A 21,605-nucleotide genomic window follows, 5' to 3' on the forward strand; every position below is an offset into this window, starting at 1 on the left:
ATGATTAAGTACCCTCGTTTTATCGGATTTGCAAGTATAATGCTTTTGACGCTATTTTTTGCATCTTGCCGATCTTCAAAATATATAGAAGACGACCAAGCCTTGGTTACAAAAGTACAGATTTCTGACGTTCCGCCCGCATTGAAAGAGTCTTCCGAAACCTATATCTCCAATCAGATAAGACCAAATTCACGGGTAAACCTATTTATTTATAATACTTTCAACACCAAAAAAGGACGTTATAAAACGAAGAAGATTCGAAATGTTGGCGAACCGCCACATTTGTTGGATTCGGCGATGGTTGACCTCTCAGCCAATCAGATCAGACGTTTTTTATTTACCAAGGGATATTTTAATGCCAAAGTCAGTCCCGAGATTAAGGTAGAAAAAAAGAGAGCTCATATCAATTTTAAAGTCGATGAGGGCAATGCGTATCAAATCAGAAACATTGAGCGTAAATTTGAAGATGGGGATGCAAAATGGTTATTTGATCGGGATATTCTGCCAAAAACTAAAGTCAAACCTAATACCCAATACGACGCTGCCAAATTGTTGGATGAACGCGAAAAGCTATATGTTGTCATGCGCAACAATGGTTATTACGATTACTTACGACAATATATGCGTGTGGGTATTGACTCTACGTTGAGCGGTAATTTAATCGACTTAAAAATAAATGTTGAAAATCCGAGTGATTCAACGATACATAAAAAGTATCAAATTGACAGTGTATATATGACTATTAGGAATTATGGAACAATGTCAAAGAAATCGCCCCGTCGTATAGCCGATTCGGCAAAACGGCTTCTGTTTATAGATGAGACCAAAAGCTTTCGCTGGAAACCTTTGGAACGGTATATGTATTTGCGGTCTGGCCATTATTATTCTCTGGCTGAGGAAAACAAATCTTATGATAGACTGTATGAGATGAATGGTTTTCGGTCAGTGAAAATACAGTTCGTCAAAAAAGATTCCAATAAACTTGATGTACACTATGATTTTGTTCCGCGACCACGTATGGGCAATCAGATTGAAGGGGAGTATACCTTTAGCTCGGGTATGAGTGGTTTTAATATTGGAAATACGTTTTCACAACGTAATATTTTTGGTGGTTCGGAGCAATTGGAAGTGAAGCTGCGGTACGGGGTATTGTTCGATCCACGTTTGTCGGGCGGGCTTTCCAGCAAGATATTTAACAATGATTTTCAGGCGGGTGTGAATTTGGTGATTCCACGCCTCATGGTGCCGTTCAATATTAATCCAGGGGGAAAATATGGTTTGCCCAAAACAACCTACTCGATGACCCTCCAGTTATTTGATCAGGATCGGACTTATTCCAACCGCTATTTTACAACTTCACTGAATTATTCCTGGTATGAAACAGAGAATAAGTATCACAGTTTTACGCCGATAGTGTTGGAATATAGGGATGGAAGATTGGACTCGAATTTTCGGAAAAATCTTGAGCAAGGCGGATATCAGCTGTATGTACGTAGCAATGACCGTCAATATTTTGGATTGGGTACCCAATATACTTTTATTCTGAATGGGAAGAAGCTGACCAGCAAAGAAGATTTTCAATATTTTCGTGGAACGGTGGATGTGAGTGGTAATGTCTTGGACCTGATCAGTAGCTTGGCGAAACTGCCCGCTAATGCTGATGGCGAGAAAAAGATCTTTGGAGTGCCATTCTTGCAGTATGCGAAAACAGAACTTGATTATCGTTTGTATCGGAATTTGGGCGGCAATAGACAATTTGTTTTCCGATTTAATCCCGGAATTGCTATTCCGTATGGAAACAACTCCAAGTTATTGATATTCGAAAAGAGTTTTTATAGTGGGGGGATGAATGGTATCCGAGCCTGGCAGGCGCGCACACTGGGGCCAGGCGCCTATAATCGACAAAGCCTAAGTGAGGACCTGCGTCTGAACTTGCGCAACTTGGATCAACTCGGCGAGATTAAATTGGAAGCAAATGCTGAATATAGATTTCGCATCTTAAATAATTTTTTAGGGGCCAAAATGAATGGGGCGACTTTTGTTGATATGGGGAATGTCTGGCGGCTGAAGAAAGACGAAGAGTTAAACCCTGGCGGAGAATTTAAATTCAATAAGTTCCTGGGGCAGGTGGCCATTGGTACGGGTTTTGGGCTACGTTTTGATTCAGATTACTTTGTGATCCGCCTGGATGCAGGACTAAAGGTAAAAGACCCGCAATTTTCCGGTAGTGATCAATGGGTAATCAAGCATTTCTTTGATTCCAAAGAATTTAAACAACAATATTATGAAAGCCACAGACCCGACCGGTACAACTTTATCCAATATAATTTTGGAATAGGCATGCCGTTCTAGTGAATCGCGATTTTTCGAGACGGCTTAGCTTTCTAGGCTTACGGTCCCGAAGTTAAATATCACCCTAGGAGGTTCTTTAAACTTGAGAAAATTGATTCAAATATCTTGCTTAGATCCAGCCCTTGTGAGTGATTAAATATAAAGAAAACAATTGCTAGTGCAATCGCGGTCATGATCACTTTTTTAAACATATAAGCGATGCCCAACACAATCGCAGGTATAATCAGAAACATCAATCCGCTGATGGCAAAGGGAGAGAGTCCACTGTCTGTTTTGTAGATATAAAACAGTCGGCCTTTGGTTTTCTCTTGGTTCTTGTGGTTAAAAAATACAAAAGTAGAGGATTCTATTTTTTGATTTGGTACAGCGACGCCATCGTGAAATTGCAGTGGCTGGGAAAAACCGTTGATAGTAAATAGGTAGTTTCCATTGATGGTCTCATTTGTATTACCTACTGAATCTAAGGCAACCACAGCCAATTTTCCATTTTTGGAAAGGTTTTCTTTTACGACAAAGTCTTGGATATTCTGTTGTTGGGCGCTTGTCCAGAAAGGTATCAGCAATAGAAAAAATATAAGCTTTTTCATCTTTTTGTTTTTATTCAACTCAAGTATAACACGATGTTGGGCCTATTCCCGTCGTGTCTCGGCTAGCATTTTAAATGCCAGGCCCGATATCCATAAAATGAGAATGCAATTTTAGGAATTTTAATCTTGTTTTGGAAATCTTAAATTATTTGATAGCTGTATTATCGTATTTATTGTTTTTTCGTCAGCCATATTGGGTGTTCTTGTCAATCTAAAAGACTATTTAGTCCTTCTTTGTTGAATAATAATTGACCTATTTGCAGATTAGACCATCCTGTTTTCAATACATAAGAAAAAGCGGGTGTCTCTTCGACAATCTTGCAGTCTATATAGTAGGGGCTGACTTGGACGTTAGCTTCTGCGATTTTCTGCCGTAATTCAATTATATGTGTAGAGATAAAGAATGTAGAAGTAGCAAACTTTTGAAGACCCTTGATCGTTTTTACACTTATAACCAATGCATCTTCATAGTTGGTCCCCTTAAATAGCTCGTCGAAAATGGCGAAACATCGTTTACCCTCATGCGCTTGATGAACAACGTTTTTCAATTTGATAATTTCGTTCATAAAATGACTATAACCATTTTTTAGATCATCGCTGTGATTAATTTGAATCGATACATTATCATAAAAAGGAATGGTTCCCGCGCTTGCAGGCATAGCTAATCCCAAATGAGTCAAGTAAACGCATAAGCCGATGGATTTAAGCAGTGTTGATTTTCCGGACATGTTTGCTCCTGTAACAAGTACGATATTGTTGTTTATAACGATGTCATTTTTTACAGGATTAGATAGCAATGGGTGATATAGTTCTGTGAGTTGAAAACAATTTTCATTCATTGTAGCGAACTGAAAATTGTTTTTATAAATTGCTTTCCCGATTGATAAATAAGCTTCGAAAAGAGCTAGTTTCTCAAAAAATAAAAGTGTATCACCATTTTTACGGTTTTCAGAAACAATAGCATTTAGCTCCTGGATGGATGTATAGCCTAGTGTACCTTTACGAATTTTGGATCTATAGTATTGAAGTTTGAAGGAGTGGAGATAGTTTATGAGAAACCGAAGATCCTCCTGATATTTATGAGGAAATTCTTTGAGTTCAATATTTCCTGCGAGATCATTTTCAAGCTTGGATAGGAAGTGAATTAGTTGCGCATACTCGCCAAGTAAGATGTTGTTCTTCTGTTTTTTAAATTTATAGGTTAGAAAATCTATTTTTTTTAGGTCTTCTAATGGGAAATGACATAAGAACTTATGTGAATCTGCATACTCAATTTTGGGGTAATAGTAGTCATTCCAGCGTGATATGGACAAAATAATTTGTTTTAGGATTGTTTGTCTATGGTTGATCTGGTCGATAGATGATAATGGCTTTTGTAAAACCTCAAAGAGCATGGATTGGCTATCCAAATTTAATGTATAATCAAATAAGGGTAAAATGTCTTTTGATAAAAATAAATCTTGTGTATCATTCATAATTGCTTTGAGGCTTATTAAAATTGTTTATGATGACTTCACTCCTGCATTAAATCTTCGATCAGTTGAAGCTTCACATTTTCCAAGATCCCCTTTGGATCATCAATGATTACTTTTCCAAAGATATCCTTTTTAATAGACGCCCGGTTTCCATTGTTATCGCTGGCTTCATAATTTCCAAATATATCCTTTCTTACAGAAACACGGCTCCCTTTGTTATCTTCAATTGTTTTGCCTCCCAATATGTCGGTTCTAATCGTTGTATGTTTACCAGTGTTACTTTCAACTGTAAGGTTTCCTAAAATATCTTTTGATACGCGACTGCTATTTCCTTGGCTGTCCCGAATGTCTAAGCCGCCAATAACATTTTTAGATACAGTGGTGTGGTTGCCACTTGCATCACGGATATCTAAACCGCCGAAGATATTTTTTGAAACAGTAGTGAGGTTGCCGTGGCTGTCACGGATCTCCAAATTATCGAGGGTATTTATGGAAGCAGTGGATGGACTCCCGTCCTGACCAGGAATATCAAAATCACCACTTATATTTTTTCTGATCTTTTTTTCCTTTCCGTTGTTATATTTTACGACTATATTGCCGGAAAAATCCTGTTTTATCGATGTTTTAAGTCCGTTGTTATCCGTTTTTGTATATCTGTCCCAGTGGTCTTTGCTGTATTTGACACTTTTACCCCAGTTGTCTGAAACGGTTACCTCTCCCCAGCTATCAGTTTTTATTTTAATGGAGCTTTTATCTAAACCTTCCGAAACAGCTAATTGTGTAATATACTTTCGGATATCATCAGAAAGCGTATCAGTTAAATGGTTAGGATAGTTTTTATGATGAGAAGGACCAGCTTTCGCGATCATTGTTGCTAAAAATAACAAAGCAAAATTAAATAAGACATATAAGCGTTTCATGTGGCTGTGATTTATGATTAAGATACACTTTTTTGATAAGAAAATAAAGTGAATGATTTTAACTCGCTTAATCCTAGCCGATAAAATCTCGGCTCTTTCAAAAGTCTATTTTCCAGTCTATAAGACGGGATTATTATCTCGTAAGTGAAAAATAAGCGATGGTTATAACTATGCGACCCGGAAATCAGAGAAGATATATAATTGTGATAAGCTGACCTGTCATTTTCCATCTTACAAACAGGGTGATGCCTTTCTATACCACAAGGATTTTGTATCAGGGAAATAATAGTAACTCAGGATACGTTTTTTAATACATAATGTCTGATAAGAATACCCCTGATACTAGTGATTTGTTACTCTTTTATAAATTAATTATACTAAAATATTTAGCATTTTAATAAGATTTAGCTATCTTTGTAGTGTTCACTTACAGAAGTCGTACCAATTAAACAGGCAATTATGTTAACAGATCAAACTTTAGTATCCGATATAAAGGCAATTATTGCGCAGTCCAAAGATAATGCGATTCGTGCTGTCGACCATCAGCGCACGTTGATGTACTGGCACATCGGCAAGCGTATTTTTGAACAGGAACAAGAAGGTAAGGATAGGGCTGATTATGGGAAATATCTTACAAAGTATTTAGCCGAGGCGCTAGAGCCTGAATTTGGTAGTGGATTCTCGCGGAGGCAGATTGAATTGTTCCGACAGTTTTATCGCGTTTTTCCAATTGCGAATGCACTGCGTTCGCAATTGAGCTGGACACAATACCGGTTGTTGATGCGGCTAGACTTGGACGAACAGCGAGAATTTTATATGGCTGAAACCATCAAAAATAACTGGACATCACGGCAGCTGGAAAGACAGGTTTTTAGTAATTTATATGAACGTCTGCTGCTTAGTAACGATAAGGAAAGTGTACTGGCTGTCGCAAAAAAGGAAAAGATGCCTTCTGATGCCAAGGAGATTATAAAAGATCCGATGGTACTTGAGTTTTTAGGTTTGAAGCGGGAGAGTGCCTATTATGAAAAAGATCTTGAAGGCGCTATTATAACCCATCTGCAGGAGTTTTTGCTCGAATTGGGAAATGGTTTTTCCTTTGTTGCCCGCCAAAAACGCATACATATTGAAGGTGATGAGTTTTTTGTTGATCTGGTCTTTTACAACCGTCTCTTGCAAAGTTTTGTGATCATTGAGATCAAGACACACAAATTAACCCATCAGGACATAGGTCAATTGCAGATGTATGTCAATTACTATGACCGTATTGAAAGGCTTCCACATGAACATCCCACGATCGGCATTTTACTATGTGCGAGTAAGAACGATGCGGTTGTGAAATTTACCCTTCCCGAAGACCAAAAACAGATCGTTGCCAGTCAATATGAGCTTTACTTGCCTACAGAGCAACAGCTGCTGGATGAAGTAAACAAAGAACTGGAAAGTTTTGTGAGTAAAGTTGGTGATGAGTAAAAATTGAATGACTTCTAAATCAAATATAATTTTGAATATAGTAGTAAATATACTACCTTTGTGTTGCGGAATTCGATTATGTGATTGGTGATTTAAGGTAATAAATTTTCCAAACGCATTCAAACTGTTTAGGTATGAAATCAAATGAATTCCACAAGTTTTTGCGAAATAGTGGCTGGATCCATATCCGTACCAGAGGATCTCATTACATTTATGAGAAGGATGGGAAGACCTATCCAGTTCCTTTTCATAGTAGCAAAGAGATGGGAGAGGGCCTTCGTAAGAAGATCATGAAGGATCTTGGGCTTTAATTAACTCCTGGTTCTTCTGATAGCAGAAATAATCAATATTATGAAGAAGTTAAAAATCATAATCGAACGGAGCGAAGACCATTTTGGTGCTTATGCTGAGAATGCCGCTGGTATTTATGGGGCTGGAGATACTGTTGAAGAGGCCAAGCAGTCTATTCTGGATGCAATAAAAATTATAACCGAGGAGTTTGCACCTGAGAATATACCTTCTATTTTGAAAGCTCGGTATGAGATTATATACCGTTTCGATGCAGAGAGCTTCTTAGCTTATTACAAAGGTATTTTTACTAATTCGGCTTTAGAAAAAATCACAGGTATCAATCAGCGTCAATTGCAACATTATTCTTCTGGCTTAAAAAAACCCCGCCAACCACAGCTTAAAAAGATTGAAGAAGGGCTTCATAGATTGGCAACCGAATTGCAGGCAGTAGAGTTGGTTTAAGTCTATTTAACCCTAAAAAAATCGCACCAGAATTTATAAAAACTTTGTATCAAGAAAACGGTAAATACATTAAATATATCCCCTCTTTTAACGTTATAGGTTTAAAGTACTCTTTGCTACTATAGTTAAGATTTCAATTCCTGTATGGTGCGATTAAGGTCTTAAGCCGTTTGCTATTGGATTAGTCATTATCAATATTTCAATTCCTGTATGGTGCGATTAAGGTTAAGATAGGAAAGTTAGGTGTTGCAAATGTTCTGGGATTTCAATTCCTGTATGGTGCGATTAATGTTCGCATTCAGGTTTCAACGTACCCCCTTTCAAAAGCATCAAACTAGGATCGTATATTTGTGGTAGCAAATAGTTATAGGAATTATCAACCTATCCTCATAACTTTGTTGCATCAGTTAAGCCCGTTCGGCAAACCATAGCAATATATTTTTTAAACCAAAGTTTTATGGAACAAGTAAATTTTCAAGATCATCTTGACGAAAATGATTCAATTGCTCTCGCTAAGATTTTATTTCATGTTGGTTCTCATTTAGCAAATAAATTGGAGCCTAATCTAAGTGCTGATTTTAGTCGGGTTAAATCATTTAGAATAAATTCTGATATTCATCAGGATGCACAATGGATTCCAGTATTAAAATGTGCATTCAATTGGACATTGGATATTGATAATAGAAATCTACATCGAGTCAATTCGCCGCATTCTCAAGAGGAGTTTTTAAAACGGTTTATTATTTGGGACAAATCTAGAATAAGCTAACCAACATCCTCAAAGTAAAACCTAACAACTACCTCCTTTTCCTGGATTAATCCATAACGCTTTGCAAACTTGTATTGTGTGCTGTCTCTATTGAGTGAACGGATAAAATTTGCTATGGTCTTCCGAAACGACTCAACAGAGCTGCTGCCTTTTATGGTATTGCAGGATAAGCAGGCAGGGGTTAGGTGTGGGATTTACACATATCGTTTCACTTATTTAACTGACAGTCAACCCAGTAATTTTGATTCCTTATTCGCTCCCGGCTTGGGTCGTACATATCATCGACATCCTCCCATAATGGAGTTTTATTTGATAAAGCATTAATTACCTGAATTGGGGTACGGCCCGTTAGAGAACTGTGGGATCTAAGCCAATTATAATAAAATTGCCATTGTGATAGTAGGTTTGGTAGGTCAGGATCTTTGATATCAACTGTGGAATAAAATTCATCAAGATCGGTTCGCTGTGTTCTTTCTACCTTTCCATTGAGATGTGGAGAGCCTGGTTTAATAGGCCGAAATTTAATACCCCATTCCATTAATCTATCTTGAACGGAATAAGCAAAAAACTCTTTTCCTCTATCAGTTTGAATGCGCTGTATCGCAAATGGCATTTGTTTCAGCACTGTATCAAGAAATTTCAGGGTGTTGGTAGCAGTACGCCTTGGAAATAATTGAAGTACTTTAAATCTGCTACAATCATCTATCGCTGTGTATTTATAAATGCCTGGAGCTATTTTACATACGTCCATTTGTACGCGATCACCCGGTATTGGTCGGTTATAGCGAGTTTGTCTTTTACGGTAGTATCGCTTAAGCTTTAAATACTGTTTATTATTCTTTTTAAGAATCTTATGAACAGTTGCCGTTGAGATTGAGACCCCATATAAACGTTTCATCTCACTAGCAATACTCCGATGCCCTAAATTGCGGTTTGTCCTTAACTCCAGTATTCGATCCTCGTCTTCTTGAGTTATTTTACTATGGATTTTATGCGGCTTTCTACTAAGTTCAAATAGGCCGTCAATTCCTGATTCTTGATATCGTTTAAACCATTTTCTCAGTGTCGGCCTAGTTATACCACACCTTAAACATACAACCCCTGCATTACCAATGGTCTCATAAAGCTTTACCCATTCAAGGCGCTTTTTTACCTCATTTTTCATTACTGCTGATTTATGTTAAAATGATGGTAAAGCTAGTAGTTCTACCATCATTTTAACATAAAGTTATTGAAAGGATCTATATGAATCCCACACTTAACTCCTTTTAGAGTTCTTCCTTCCAATACCTCAGCACTCCATCAATAGAATCTTTCTGCAATAGAGCTTGACGGCTACCACATAGAATCTTCATGCACTTTTCAATGTCGCTAACTCTAAATTTAATGCTCGATTCTGCTTTAAGCCTTTTGAAAATTTCTAAGGCATTAACTTGTCTGTCAAAATAGCTTTGTTCTATCCAAGTTTTAAGAAGTTCGAGCAGAGGCTTATTAGTTTTTCGGGTGCTGCCTTTTGGCGCGTTATTCTTTTTCCAAATGATGCGAGTGCCTTCTCCCTTTTCAGGGTAAATGATATGGGAAAACCCTTTATAACCATCTTCATCAATAGCTTTGGTATGGTACAATTGAACGTTTCCAGCTTTGGTCCCATTAACTAGAATTTTTGAAAATGGACATCGGAGGAGAAAGGGAAGAAGATCTAATTGATCTTCGTTGAAGCGATTCTTGTCGCTCGGCTTGATAATGAAACTAAAGACGTAATTATTAGGTTTGCCAAGGAGAAACGAGAGTTCATCATCGCGCATGTCTATTTCATTTAGTCGTTCGATCACTTGGCAGATGATGACATAGTCCATCCTGGACATAATCACGTCGGGTTTGTCCGCTTTGCGGATAGATGGTCTTTCAACAACTTCAATCAAGGGTATAAAAATTGACGAGATTAGAATTCAAATGATATTTTGACTTTGCCTCCCAATCCCTTTTCAACAACATCAAATAATGTTTTTAGTGTAATGTTGCTTCCGTTATTTTCAATTTTCGAAATATACTCTCGTTTTTTATCGATGAGTTCAGCAAGCTCGGATTGGGTGATATTTCTTTCTTCACGCGCTTTTTTAAGAAGTAGACCAATTTTAAAAGATTCAAAATCTCTATCCAATTCATCTCTTCTCTGGGTGCCTACTTTTCCGTAAACATCATCTTTAATATTTTTCCAGTTCTTAATTTCCATCTTCTCTACCTTTTTGTTCGTAATATTCAGCCATGATACTTAATGCTTTTTCGATCTGATTCTTTGGTGTTTTCTGTGTTTTCTTTTGAAAACCGTTCATTAAGACAACGAGTTTATCACCATCAAAAAAGCAAAATACACGCCATATATTGGAGCCAAGCTGAATCCTAGCTTCATATAATCCGTCGGTTCCAGTTAAATGTTTTAAATAATTACTCGGAACCCGTTCAAGAGTTTCTATTGCTTCAATTATTTTAAAAATTTTGTCCTGTACCTTTTGGGGGTGATTCAAAAGAAAGTCTTCAAAATAATTTTTAAAAGCAATAACCTCTCTTACTTTCATTTTACAAAGGTAATTTAAAAGTTACTTTTTGTCAAGTTTTTTAAGCGTTTGTTTTAGTGAAATCCTCCCAAACACTTTTTATAATTTCTTTCTCTTTAGCGTTCTTAGGAGAAAGATGTTGGTATAGCTCTTCTAAACTATTAAGTTTTGCCGCATGTCTGGAAGCCTTTATACCACGTAACACTTTAAGCACAAAATTTGGATCCGATAAAGAAACAACTTCTTTATCTACTTTTTCATGGGAATTACTTACTTCCCAATCATCAGGAGGTGTAATGTCATTCAGTCCACACTCTACCTCCTTAGCGATGGATGGATAGTCAGCACTATTATATTGGTCGGGCCTATTAGGGTCTTCAATATTACCAACATAATTAGGATTTCTTTCCAAATCGATTGAAAGTGCATATGGAGATTTTCCAGCAATGCATCTCCTGAGGGCTACAGCATTAGTAACATATAGTGAGAAACGATTGATTTTTTTCATTCCCCATTTTACAATACATATCTGTAATACTATTGTTTAAAAACTATACGTAAATTTTGTAAAAATCTAAATATTGCGTATATTTGCTTATTGAATAATTCCTCAGTGGGGGTTATTCAAGTATTATATGGCTTTTGATGCTGAATCTTGCCCCTGAAAACCTAGGAAATTTTCACTAAACGCAAGAGGAGGAGTTCAAGGCCCAATCTCTACCTTTGTAGCAAAAGGAGGGGTGGGCTTGCTCTTTTTCTCGTTTAGGGGCTTCCTAGGGCCTTCAGTGGAGAATGAGGTAAGATCCACCCCTTTTTTGATGGATATATCTTTTATATAGATCACATTGCTCAATCGCCTATGATTATAAACTGAGCAATGATGAGAAAACAATTATTTAAAAATATTATCCGAAATCCGGAATAATTAATTTAGTTCTTCAGATTATTCTGACTTCACTAGCTATGGAGAGTGTTTCGCCAATATTGATGCCTTTTAAAATTCCATTCACACACCTCTAGCTTCACTATTAATAAAATTTTAACTGTGGCCCACGGCCTGAAAAATAGCTGATTTCTTTCGGACAGGAACTGCTATGCATTCAGGTCAGATTCAAAACTTAAAATATGAAATCCCAATGCACAGACATTCTTTTTTTCGAAAGAACGCTTTATGATGTTCAACTAGCTAGTTATGACCCATTAAAAGACATCGAAGCTTTTTGGAAACAATATCCAATTGATCTGATCAGAGACAATATCATTGAGCTCCAATCGAATGTGAATTCAGAACAGCTTTCTGGATTCTCACTAGCCTTATTGAAAGCTCTCGCTGCTTATCTAATAGCACATGTGAGCAATGTAGATTTATCGAAAATTGGTGTTTCGGAATTTTTAAAAGTGAGCAAAGAAGAGTTAAAGATAACAAAGAAGATCTCCGATTTCTTTCAGCGGGTATCCCCATCCAATACCAATTCCTAAAATGATGAAAAAATTAAAACTACAATCCAATAGCAGTGCATTGCTATATATTCAAATGCTAAAGATCGCGTTACTTGTGATCTTATACCTCTTAGTTTCTATGTTTAGTTTATCGGCTCAGACGCCCCGCAAGGACAGTGGGGCTGATGGGCTTCTTCAAGCGTTGCAAATAGGATCTATTCTACCTAAGGAGGCCATTGAACAAATCTCGGCTCAAAATAGTAAAGGCCATAAGCAGCTTTATATCCTCGACTTCTGGACTACTTGGTGTGGTGCATGCTTGGCTTCATTCCCTCATCTTGGTTCATTGCAACGTAAGTTCAATGCTAATATTCAAATCATATTATTGAATGCCGAGGAAACGCAAGAAAGTGCCAAAGCTCGCCTTCAAAAGATCGCTAAGAACAATCCCGCATTAAAAGTTCCAGAACTTCCTCAGATCTATAACGCACGATTGTTTGACAGCTTATTTCCGCACCTCTCGGTACCTCATCATATTTGGCTGGATCGTGATTTTAAAGTCATCGCAATCACCAAAGGGGAAAATACTAATGAAAAGAATATCAATAGTTACCTCAAAACGCATCGGATAGATCTGCCTACAAAGTTTGAATTGATGGATTTCGAGGAAGATAAGTCTTTGCTTTCTGAGGGCGATGGACGGCAGCAAAACCTATTAATGGGGTATTCGCTGTTATTAGATTCCATCTACGGTGCGCCTTCATTATTTAAGCTTTCTAAAAAAGGAACACCTTCACTCAGGATTGTCAATCGAAGCTTATTAGATCTGTTTAAGATTGCTTATGGCATGACCAATAATCAGTGGGCATCCAATCCATTTCGATCACCGGCGAATATTGAGCTTAATGGCAGGCCTTTAAACAGCTTGGAGAGTAAAGATATTCCCGAATGGCTGTATAGAACGTATTGCTACGAAAATAAGACTGTCAGCAGCGACAATTCTGTCTATACGGTGATGCAGCAGGATCTAAAGCGATTTTTTGACATCAATGCGAGCGTACGGATTATTTCTGTCAATGGATGGATGTTGGAAAAAGGATCTACTCAACAGACTATTAAATACGAAAAGGGACATGTATTTAAAAGTATTAGTCTGCTGCAATCTTATCTTAATGAAGCTTATGCTGCAATAGGCCCATTTGATAACGGAGGGCAAGGAGATGCGTCAATCGAAATCGTGCTACCACGGAAAGTATTGGGTAAGGAAGAACTCTTCAATAGCCTAAAGCAACAGGGGGTGATCTGTAAACCTACTCAAGTCAAAAAACAGATCCTACAACTAACCTATAAAGACTAAATGAAAATGAAAAATTTATTGATTATTATACTCTGTTGTTTCTCCACTGTCTGCTGGGGGCAATATCTAAAGGGGCGTATTATTGCTCTGCCTGATAGCGCAGGCATCGAAGATGTGACCATTGATGTGCTAAATTCTTCTCTCAAGTCAAGATCAGTCAAAGATGGTATCTTTCAAGTGACTGTACCTCGAGGAATCTATATGATCCGCTTTTCAAAGCTTGGGTTTCAAACGCTTGAAATCCAGTACTCTGCTGAAAATAATAAGAATGAAATTCTTATTGCGCTTAAGCCCGCTGTAAATCAACTGGAGACGGTAGATGTGCTGTCGACAGGTTATTACACCGTGCCTAGAGAAAGGGCCACGGGTTCCTTTGATTTTATTGATAAAAAGCTGCTAAATAGATCGGTAGGGGCAAATCTAATTGATAGACTGGAAGGAGTGACAAATGGACTTTATTTTGACAAACGGCAATCCAGTGGTACGGATAAGGAATCTAAGCTATCGTTGCGTCTCCGTGGTGTAAGCTCTTTGACCGCAGGTAACGAACCTCTGATTGTATTGGATGGGTTCCCATATGGGGGAAATATTGATCAGATAAATCCCAATGATATTGAGCATATCAGTGTCCTAAAGGATGCTGCTGCCGCAAGTATCTGGGGCGCACAGGCAGGTAATGGGGTAATTGTTGTTACGACAAAGAATGGTGGGCGTAAGAGTAAGGCAAAGGTAGATTTCAATCTGAATACCGCGGTCTTCGCCAAACCTGATCTGACTTACAATCCGGCCTTTCTCCAATCGTCAGAATACATTGCGCTGGAAACATCTTTTTTCAATAATGGCTTCTATGATGCGACGGAGAAAAATGCGACCAAGCCCTTGCTCTCAGATGCGGTGCTCTTGTTGTTCAAACAGAAAAGAAACCAGATTACACCCGAGGAATTGTCCGCGCAATTAGATAAGTTGTCACAGCGTGATATCAGGCAGGATGCAGGCAAATATCTCTTTCAGAGAATGGTCAATGACCAATATAATCTCAGCATTAAAGGTGGCGGAGATCGAAGCTATTTTTACCTATCTGGAGGCTACGATAAAAGTCGAAAATTTACACCCGGAGTAACCTCTGATCGGATTACATTGCTATCTAATCTTGGTATCGATCTGACCAAAAAATTAGAACTTAAGTTCAATTGGGCATTTAACAAATTGATCAATGTAAACAATGGGGTGGATTATGATCGTACCATCCAGCGGCTGCCTTATGCACAGCTAATAGACGATCATGGAAAGCCAGCGGTGATACCCAACGGTTACAATATGGATTACATAAATGAATGGAATTCCAGTGGTCGGCTGGACTGGAGCTATAGACCCTTATTGGAAATGGATCAGTATGACCGCAGGGGAATTCAGATGCAGATTCGTATTAATCCCATTCTGACCTACAAATTAAACAGCTTTATATCGGTTGTTGCAAACTACCAATATCTCAATGACCAGAACAAAGATAGGCTACTCCGAAGAGCAGATAGTTACTATGTTCGTAATCTGGTCAATCGTTTTACCCAGACAGACGGTACGCAACTGTTTCCGTACGGAGGTATTTTACGTGAAGATAGGGATGAAGATATTAGCCACACGGCTCGACTACAGGTTAATATGAGTAAGAACTGGGGCGATCATGATCTGGTTGCACTCGCAGGGCATGAACTGCGCCAGGTTCAGAGGCTCGGCAGTATCAAAGAGATTTATGGATTTGACGACGACGTGTATGTGTCGCAGGGGAGACTGGACTATTTGACACGCTATAAAACCAATCCGTCAGGAACAGCCCAGATTACAGAGCCCGCAAACGGTGTCTCGGACGAAGTAGATCGTTATGTGTCCTACTTTGCCAATGCAAATTATTCGTTCCGAGGTCGATATAATGTTTCGGGAAGCGTGCGTTGGGATGCATCTAATCTATTTGGTGTAAAATCTAATCAAAAAGGTACACCATTGTGGTCGGCAGGATTTTCATGGCGTATGGATGAAGAGCCTATGCTACAGCATCTCCGCTTGCCCTTGATCCGATGGCGGCTGACATATGGCGTTAATGGAAATGTCAATAAACAGGCTTCAGCTTATCCAATCGCCTCGTACAATACCGACCTGCTAACAGGATTGCCCAATGCACAGATTCGGACTTATCCCAATCCGCAGTTACGCTGGGAACGTGTAGAAATTTTTAATGCGGCTTTGGAACTCGGACAACGTTCGAATAGGATTAGCGGAACGTTAGAATACTATCGTAAAAATAGCAAGGATGTACTGGCCTTGACACCACCTCTGGATCCGACTACAGGATATAACTCCATGGTACTGAATAGCAACTATTATGTTAACTATGCGCATATCAATGGAAAGGGTATAGATCTTACGTTAAATCTTCGGAATCCAATCGGAAAAGGACTATTGGAAACGAATATCCTGCTGAATATGAATAAAAACAAGGTGACTAAATACCTAACAGGACAGTCAACTCCGGTAAATGCCTATTTGACAGGTATAAACTTTAATCCGCCTGTGGAAGGTAGGCCCTTGGATGGTATCTACAGTTTACCTTGGTATGGTTTGGATGGTAATACGGGAAGCCCTTTGGTAAAAACGGATGATGAGCTTGTTATCGATAAATATGCCGATGTGATAAGTAAAATGAAGCTCGAAGATCTGGTCTATCATGGCCTTAGCGTGCCGCCAATATATGGTTCTATCCGCAATACATTAACTTGGAAGGAATGGAGCTTGAGTGCCAACATACTTTGGAAAGGTAATTATTATTATCGTCGAAGCTCCATTGACTATGGGGCATTTGTAAGTAGTGGTTTGGCGCATCGTGATGTTGCGGCCCGCTGGCAAAAAGCAGGTGATGAGGTTTGGACAAATGTACCTTCAATACCAACCAAAACAGTGAGCAATAGAGATCAGTATTACAACAATGCAGAGATTTTGGTGGAGCGCGCAGATCATGTACGCCTGAAGGATATCTCTCTTTCCTATGATTTTAAAAAGCTGAATCTTAAAGGTATTGGTGGCGTGCGTCTATATGTATATGCGAATGATTTGGGTATTATCTGGAAAAAATCAAAGGTAGACCTCGATCCTGAATATCCTTTGGCGGCTATCTTACCCTCGCGCTCATTTTCAATTGGATTAAACGTGAATTTTAAATAGCATATAATGAAATTAAAATATATAGCAATACTGTCGCTGTTATTGATGAATAGCAGCTGCTACCATGATTATCTCGATATTAAGCCAGATAAAAGTTTGGTGGTGCCAGAGCGGATCAAAGATTTGCAGGCATTGTTGGACAATACAACAATGAACATGCATACGGTCGCCAACCTCGGTGAGGTTGGAGCGGATGATTACTTCCTTTCGGATGATCGCTGGGGAAGTCTATATTATGCGCAGGAGCGAAATACCTATATCTGGGCGAAGGAAATTTTTGAGGGTGAAAAAACTTCATGCTGGAATACACCTTATCAGCAGATCTATACCTCCAATCTTGTTTTGGAAAAACTTCAAGAAGGTAATTTTACAAATGATGAAGCATTTCAAAATTTAAAAGGGGCAGCACTATTCTTTAGGGCCTGGGCTTACTATCAATTGGCTCAAGTATTTTGTCCGCCGTATGATGAGAATGCAGGTACAAATAAATATGGTCTGCCAATTCGTTTGACGGCTGATATCAACGAACCTGCTGAAGCAAGAAAGACGGTTGCTGAGACGTACAAGCAGATTCTGAAAGATGTGGAAGAATCTATAGCCTTGCTACCTGAAACATCTTCTGTGGCTACTAGGCCCAATAAACAGGCTGCTTTTTCACTGAAAGCGAAATGCAATCTGTTGCAGGGAAATTATTCATTGGCTTTGGAAGCTGTGGATGAAGCAATGAAGATTGATAACACGCTGTTGGACTACAATGATATGGATCCGACGAAAGAAATGCCTTTTGATGTCCTTAACAAAGAGGTGGTTTTTCATAATGTTTTTTCAGCTCAGATCCTAGGTCCCACAAGAGCACAAGTGAATAAATCGCTCTATCAATCTTATACTGATAACGATCTTCGTAAAAAACTGTTTTTCTATTTTGATAAGGATGGATTATGTCGTTATAAGGGAATGTATTATAACGCGCCAACGATCTTCTTCTCTGGTATCGCTCGGGATGAACTGTATCTGATTTGGGTAGAATGTGCACTGAGAACAGGGGACTTGACCGGTGCAAAAGGCATGCTTACGGCCTTATTGGCAAAACGCTATGCAAAAGGAAGTTTCGATGCTTCCTCGCTGCCCAATAATCCGGAAGATCTATTAGTAGTGATATTAACTGAACGCAGAAAAGAACTGCTATTTAGAGGAACGAGATGGTCAGACATCCGCAGGTTAAATGCTATTGAAAATCAGGATATATCCCTTGCTAGAGAATTGGAAGGAAAGAGCTACACTTTGCCGCCAAAGGATAAACGATTTACTTTTCCGATTCCGGATGAAGCGATTTTATTGGGGCATTACCTACAGAATGAAAGATAAAAAAACAGGGGATCGATTTGTTGATCCCCTGTCTTTGCTTAGAAGAGCAAGTCAATAGCATGGTTAATCCATATCTCTGCTGCGCGTTTGCTCAAACGGAATCCCTGAAGGATTCTGTACCTGTGTCTGATTGAGATTACTTACAGTAGCTTGTGGTTGTGTACCACTTAAGTCTACGTAGTCTTGATCCAATTCAATAGCGCATACCTGCGGTTTGTCGGTGTCAGGACAAGACGAACTTGGTCCTGAAATATGATTGGTGATATTGCCACTTGCATCAACTTCAAACCAGTAGGTATCAGCTTGAGCCAACTTAAACGAACTGAACCCAACTATTGCTGCTCCGGCTAATACGACCATCGCATGCTTTTTGATGAAAGATATTGCTTTCATACCGAGGCCTTTTTTATAGTAGCAAAAAAAGTTTACCTCCACAAAAAACTCTATGTTAATTTTTTTTGACCAACACTTTGCTTTAACGAGGTGCATCGGTCTGTCCTGTGCCTCGGGATCTGTTTTTACGGGCTGTGCCTTCACGTGTCATAATTTATTGCTCTAACCGGCCAGGCCGGGAAGACAGCAAACCGCATTTTAAATTTTTTGACGCGCTCCAGCATAACAGCATAGACCGGAATACGTACCACCTGAGGTCTGGCTAAAAATAAAATGACCTGCTTTTTATATCGCTTACACCCAGCCATGGGGGCAGTTGGGCCAGTCAAGTACCACCCCAATATGGACAGCAGCAATAACAGCAGGTTGACAACAAGGTGTCCGCCCCAGGAGAGCCTGCTCAGTACCGAAGCACAGCCGCAGGGCTTCTGCGCGTATAAACCGGCGACGCCAAGACCGATGTAGACAGTAAAGACCGTTAACAGCAATGCAGACAGCACGAACGGATCAAAAAATAGATGTTTTGTATTCCTGAAAGAATGAATAGAAAACAGGATCACTATACCCAGCTCCATCAGTGGCAGGGACCAGAACAATATTCCTGCCCACCAGCCGGGAAAAGGCTGCTTTATCAGTGCCTGATGGAAGCCAGGGAGATCCCATAGCTTATCCAGTGCAACATATGCCCAAAAGAGTATCATAAAGGCGCGGATACTGGTAGCGGTGATATGTGAAGCTCTTGTTTTCATTTTTTTAACAGTATAATTTCAGGTCGTATATTTAATACAACTATTTATAAATCAGATATTTAAATTTGTTTATTCGGTTTTGTGTTTGTATCTTAGTTTTACCAAATTCAATTATTTCATTCCTGTTTATATATAGCTACCATAAGGAAGCAATATGTACCCGCTATAAATGGTTTTGTTTTATAACTAGCTGTTTATGAGTGCTATATTTTTCTTGTTGAGCTGTATAAAGCCTTTGTTATACTTAAATGATGAGATATGGGGGAAGATCCTTTTGAAATTTTAGTTAAAGAGCCCGAACGGGGGTTGCGGCTTATTATGGCTAAACATGGTAGCCAGCTAAAAAATCGTATCAGAAACATTGTTAATAATGATGATGAACTGGTCAAAGACGCGGTTTCGGAAACATTGACCGTATTATTTGTGCAGCGGGAGAAAGTCGCTATATGCAAAGATCCCTTTGCCTGGATGATGGCCATCGCAAGAAATATTGCACTCAAAATACTCCGTCAGGAAAAGAATGACCGGAAGATAGCGATAGACGAGCTCCAGACCGTACCCCATAGCCAAGACATTGAAGCTGATCTACACTATCAAGAAATGCTGGAAGCAGTGCTGTCCAAAGCGGAACAGCTCACACCGATGGAAAGAAAAATTTTTATAGATGCCAAAGTGCACGGCCTGGACAATAAGGAACTGGAGATCCGCCATGACCTGCGGCCACAGCGGGTCCGGAATCTGCTGAGTACGGCGCTTGCCAAGATCAGACGGCTCCTAAGGGGATCATGATACCGGGTTACAATTGGATATAGATTAAAATTGAAGAAAAGATAAGTTATACTTATCAATAGCGAGTTCTAGTATTAATTGAATATAGATTAGAATTGAAGAAAATGGAACGCGATACTATAAAAGTTCAAGAGCTGATCAAAAAACAGCTGCTGGAAATAATCAGCCCCGAAGAAGAGGCAGATCTAAAAGAGAAAAGATCGCACTATACGGAGGATGAATACGACCTTATGGTCGTAGAGGTACTCAGGCAGCTGGAAGGTCAGCTGCCCAAGGATCCGCTTGAGGACTGGACACCTGATTACGGGGAAATAAAACGCCGGGGGGAAGCTATACGAAGAAAAGAAAAAATAAAGCGGTACAGCAAAGTTGGGTATGCAGCAGCTTTGCTGCTAATTATTGGAGGTGTATTGTTATACTTATTTTATCCACATAAAAAAGAGGATATCATGCTGCATCTGGAGGGGCAATGTCTTGGCGTCGCAGACGACACAGAGATACCTTTAATAGAGTCTTCCTGTCTCCTGTTGGCTGCCGACTCCACATGGATAAGGGTGGAGCAGGATACCTTTGGAACGTTAGGACAGCTTGGCGAGCTGGCTGTCAGCCGTACTTTGGAGGGGCTGTTGCGTATCCAGAGAAAACCAATGGCAGGCGGTGAGACATCAGCTTTAAAAAGTTTAAATATTTATACTGCTCCACGTCAGCAATGTGTTGTTGAACTGGAGGATGGTACCAGGGTACGGATGAATGCACAGTCCCAGTTGAGCTATCCGCTCCGAAAAGGGGATTCAACAGTAGTATATATAAAAGGAGAGGCGTATGTTGACGCCAATAGCCGTTATAGCAGTGACCCCCTGATTATTGGTACTGAAAAAGGCAAAATTACAGCCAGCCGTGCTGACTTTTTGGTCAGGGCGGATACAAGTAACATGAAGGCCTTGCTTAATGATGGAACATTGGAGATTTATTCCTATAGCCTGAACAAAGTACAGTCCATAGTCTGTCCCGGGGACTTCGTATATGTCGGGGCTAAATATGCAGGCAAAAATCAGCAGCCCCGAGATACAATGAGCTATGTGGCGAACCAGGATTTCAAAGAAGCCAAGATGTGGACCCGAAAAATCCGGATTTATAGAAACATGCCTTTGTGGGCTTTTGTAGATGAAATGAGCCGCTGGGAAGGGTTTACGATCAAAAGATGGGAATGTATTCCAAAGGACAAGCACATTTCGGCAGCGATCTGTTATCAGAGCGGCAGGGAAGAAGTATACAGCGCTATCCGCCAGGCAGGTGTGCTGCTGCATGAAGAGAAAGGGATGATCAGCTTCTGTCCCGAAGATAAACGGGATAGAGTAGCCATGTGGCAATTAAATGGAGATGATAGGAAAATAAAATAAGAAAGGAACACGCAG

Annotated in this window: 21 protein-coding genes; 11 read left to right on the top strand and 10 right to left on the bottom strand. The window is 39.4% G+C overall.

Features of this window, described 5'->3' with window-relative positions; translation table 11 throughout:
• On the top strand, positions 1-2,352 hold the full coding sequence (gene tamL, locus HPC41_RS19215; RefSeq protein ID WP_172395631.1) for a translocation and assembly module lipoprotein TamL: 2,352 nt from the start codon (positions 1-3) through the stop codon (positions 2,350-2,352).
• A 59-nt stretch (positions 2,353-2,411) separates the two neighbouring features.
• Here the strand turns inward: tamL and HPC41_RS19220 are convergent, their stop codons facing one another.
• The 3 genes from HPC41_RS19220 to HPC41_RS19230 form a co-directional block, all read right to left on the bottom strand.
• On the bottom strand, positions 2,412-2,939 hold the full coding sequence (locus HPC41_RS19220; protein ID WP_172395632.1) for a hypothetical protein: 528 nt from the start codon (positions 2,937-2,939) through the stop codon (positions 2,412-2,414).
• A 206-nt stretch (positions 2,940-3,145) separates the two neighbouring features.
• Entirely contained in the window at positions 3,146-4,414 is a 1,269-nt protein-coding gene (locus HPC41_RS19225) for a MutS-related protein (protein WP_172395633.1), read from the bottom strand.
• A gap of 38 nt (positions 4,415-4,452) precedes the next feature.
• Positions 4,453-5,334 (bottom strand): hypothetical protein, encoded by an 882-nt coding sequence (locus HPC41_RS19230; protein WP_172395634.1) that lies wholly within the window; start codon positions 5,332-5,334, stop codon positions 4,453-4,455.
• A 459-nt stretch (positions 5,335-5,793) separates the two neighbouring features.
• Here HPC41_RS19230 and HPC41_RS19235 point away from each other — a divergent pair, with 459 nt between their 5' ends.
• The 4 genes from HPC41_RS19235 to HPC41_RS19250 all read left to right on the top strand — a co-directional run bounded on the left by HPC41_RS19235 (position 5,794) and on the right by HPC41_RS19250 (position 8,329).
• Positions 5,794-6,807: a PDDEXK nuclease domain-containing protein gene (locus HPC41_RS19235; protein WP_172395635.1), complete on the top strand. Its 1,014-nt coding sequence runs from the start codon at positions 5,794-5,796 to the stop codon at positions 6,805-6,807.
• A 134-nt stretch (positions 6,808-6,941) separates the two neighbouring features.
• Positions 6,942-7,118: a type II toxin-antitoxin system HicA family toxin gene (locus HPC41_RS19240; protein WP_172395636.1), complete on the top strand. Its 177-nt coding sequence runs from the start codon at positions 6,942-6,944 to the stop codon at positions 7,116-7,118.
• A gap of 40 nt (positions 7,119-7,158) precedes the next feature.
• Positions 7,159-7,560: a type II toxin-antitoxin system HicB family antitoxin gene (locus HPC41_RS19245; protein WP_172395637.1), complete on the top strand. Its 402-nt coding sequence runs from the start codon at positions 7,159-7,161 to the stop codon at positions 7,558-7,560.
• Between the two features lie 457 nt (positions 7,561-8,017).
• Entirely contained in the window at positions 8,018-8,329 is a 312-nt protein-coding gene (locus HPC41_RS19250; RefSeq protein ID WP_172395638.1) for a hypothetical protein, read from the top strand.
• Between the two features lie 208 nt (positions 8,330-8,537).
• Here the strand turns inward: HPC41_RS19250 and HPC41_RS19255 are convergent, their stop codons facing one another.
• From HPC41_RS19255 to HPC41_RS19275, 5 genes are all read right to left on the bottom strand, one after another.
• Positions 8,538-9,494 (bottom strand): IS481 family transposase, encoded by a 957-nt coding sequence (locus tag HPC41_RS19255; RefSeq protein ID WP_172395639.1) that lies wholly within the window; start codon positions 9,492-9,494, stop codon positions 8,538-8,540.
• A 103-nt stretch (positions 9,495-9,597) separates the two neighbouring features.
• Positions 9,598-10,251 (bottom strand): hypothetical protein, encoded by a 654-nt coding sequence (locus tag HPC41_RS19260; RefSeq protein WP_172395640.1) that lies wholly within the window; start codon positions 10,249-10,251, stop codon positions 9,598-9,600.
• Positions 10,252-10,271: 20 nt separating this feature from the next.
• Positions 10,272-10,562, bottom strand: coding sequence for a helix-turn-helix domain-containing protein (locus HPC41_RS19265; protein WP_172395641.1), 291 nt, complete (start codon positions 10,560-10,562; stop codon positions 10,272-10,274).
• Positions 10,552-10,905 (bottom strand): type II toxin-antitoxin system RelE/ParE family toxin, encoded by a 354-nt coding sequence (locus HPC41_RS19270; RefSeq protein WP_172395642.1) that lies wholly within the window; start codon positions 10,903-10,905, stop codon positions 10,552-10,554. Before HPC41_RS19270 ends, HPC41_RS19265 begins: the two co-directional genes overlap by 11 nt.
• Before the next feature lie 40 nt (positions 10,906-10,945).
• Positions 10,946-11,392, bottom strand: a complete 447-nt coding sequence (locus tag HPC41_RS19275; RefSeq protein WP_172395644.1) for a hypothetical protein — start codon at positions 11,390-11,392, stop codon at positions 10,946-10,948.
• Between the two features lie 617 nt (positions 11,393-12,009).
• Between HPC41_RS19275 and HPC41_RS19280 the strand changes: the two genes are divergently transcribed.
• The 4 genes from HPC41_RS19280 to HPC41_RS19295 are packed head-to-tail and all read left to right on the top strand — an operon-like array spanning position 12,010 to position 18,259.
• Entirely contained in the window at positions 12,010-12,363 is a 354-nt protein-coding gene (locus HPC41_RS19280) for a hypothetical protein (protein WP_172395646.1), read from the top strand.
• A 1-nt stretch (position 12,364) separates the two neighbouring features.
• Entirely contained in the window at positions 12,365-13,681 is a 1,317-nt protein-coding gene (locus HPC41_RS19285; RefSeq protein WP_172395648.1) for a TlpA family protein disulfide reductase, read from the top strand.
• Between the two features lie 6 nt (positions 13,682-13,687).
• Positions 13,688-16,894 (top strand): SusC/RagA family TonB-linked outer membrane protein, encoded by a 3,207-nt coding sequence (locus tag HPC41_RS19290; RefSeq protein ID WP_172395649.1) that lies wholly within the window; start codon positions 13,688-13,690, stop codon positions 16,892-16,894.
• A gap of 6 nt (positions 16,895-16,900) precedes the next feature.
• On the top strand, positions 16,901-18,259 hold the full coding sequence (locus HPC41_RS19295) for a RagB/SusD family nutrient uptake outer membrane protein (protein ID WP_172395651.1): 1,359 nt from the start codon (positions 16,901-16,903) through the stop codon (positions 18,257-18,259).
• A 63-nt stretch (positions 18,260-18,322) separates the two neighbouring features.
• Here HPC41_RS19295 and HPC41_RS19300 read toward each other — a convergent pair whose 3' ends face one another.
• Positions 18,323-18,652, bottom strand: coding sequence for a hypothetical protein (locus HPC41_RS19300; RefSeq protein ID WP_172395653.1), 330 nt, complete (start codon positions 18,650-18,652; stop codon positions 18,323-18,325).
• Positions 18,653-18,792: 140 nt separating this feature from the next.
• A complete protein-coding gene (locus HPC41_RS19305; RefSeq protein WP_172395655.1) occupies positions 18,793-19,401 on the bottom strand; it encodes a MauE/DoxX family redox-associated membrane protein in 609 nt (202 codons plus the stop codon).
• Between the two features lie 258 nt (positions 19,402-19,659).
• On the opposite strand from HPC41_RS19305, the gene HPC41_RS19310 reads away from it, so the two are divergent.
• Both HPC41_RS19310 and HPC41_RS19315 read left to right on the top strand, forming a co-directional pair.
• A complete protein-coding gene (locus tag HPC41_RS19310) occupies positions 19,660-20,190 on the top strand; it encodes an RNA polymerase sigma factor (RefSeq protein ID WP_172395657.1) in 531 nt (176 codons plus the stop codon).
• A 104-nt stretch (positions 20,191-20,294) separates the two neighbouring features.
• Positions 20,295-21,590 (top strand): FecR domain-containing protein, encoded by a 1,296-nt coding sequence (locus HPC41_RS19315; protein WP_172395658.1) that lies wholly within the window; start codon positions 20,295-20,297, stop codon positions 21,588-21,590.
• The last annotated feature ends 15 nt before the right edge of the window (positions 21,591-21,605 follow it).

It is taken from the genome of Sphingobacterium prati (genome assembly GCF_013167215.1).
GTDB lineage: Bacteria > Bacteroidota > Bacteroidia > Sphingobacteriales > Sphingobacteriaceae > Sphingobacterium > Sphingobacterium prati.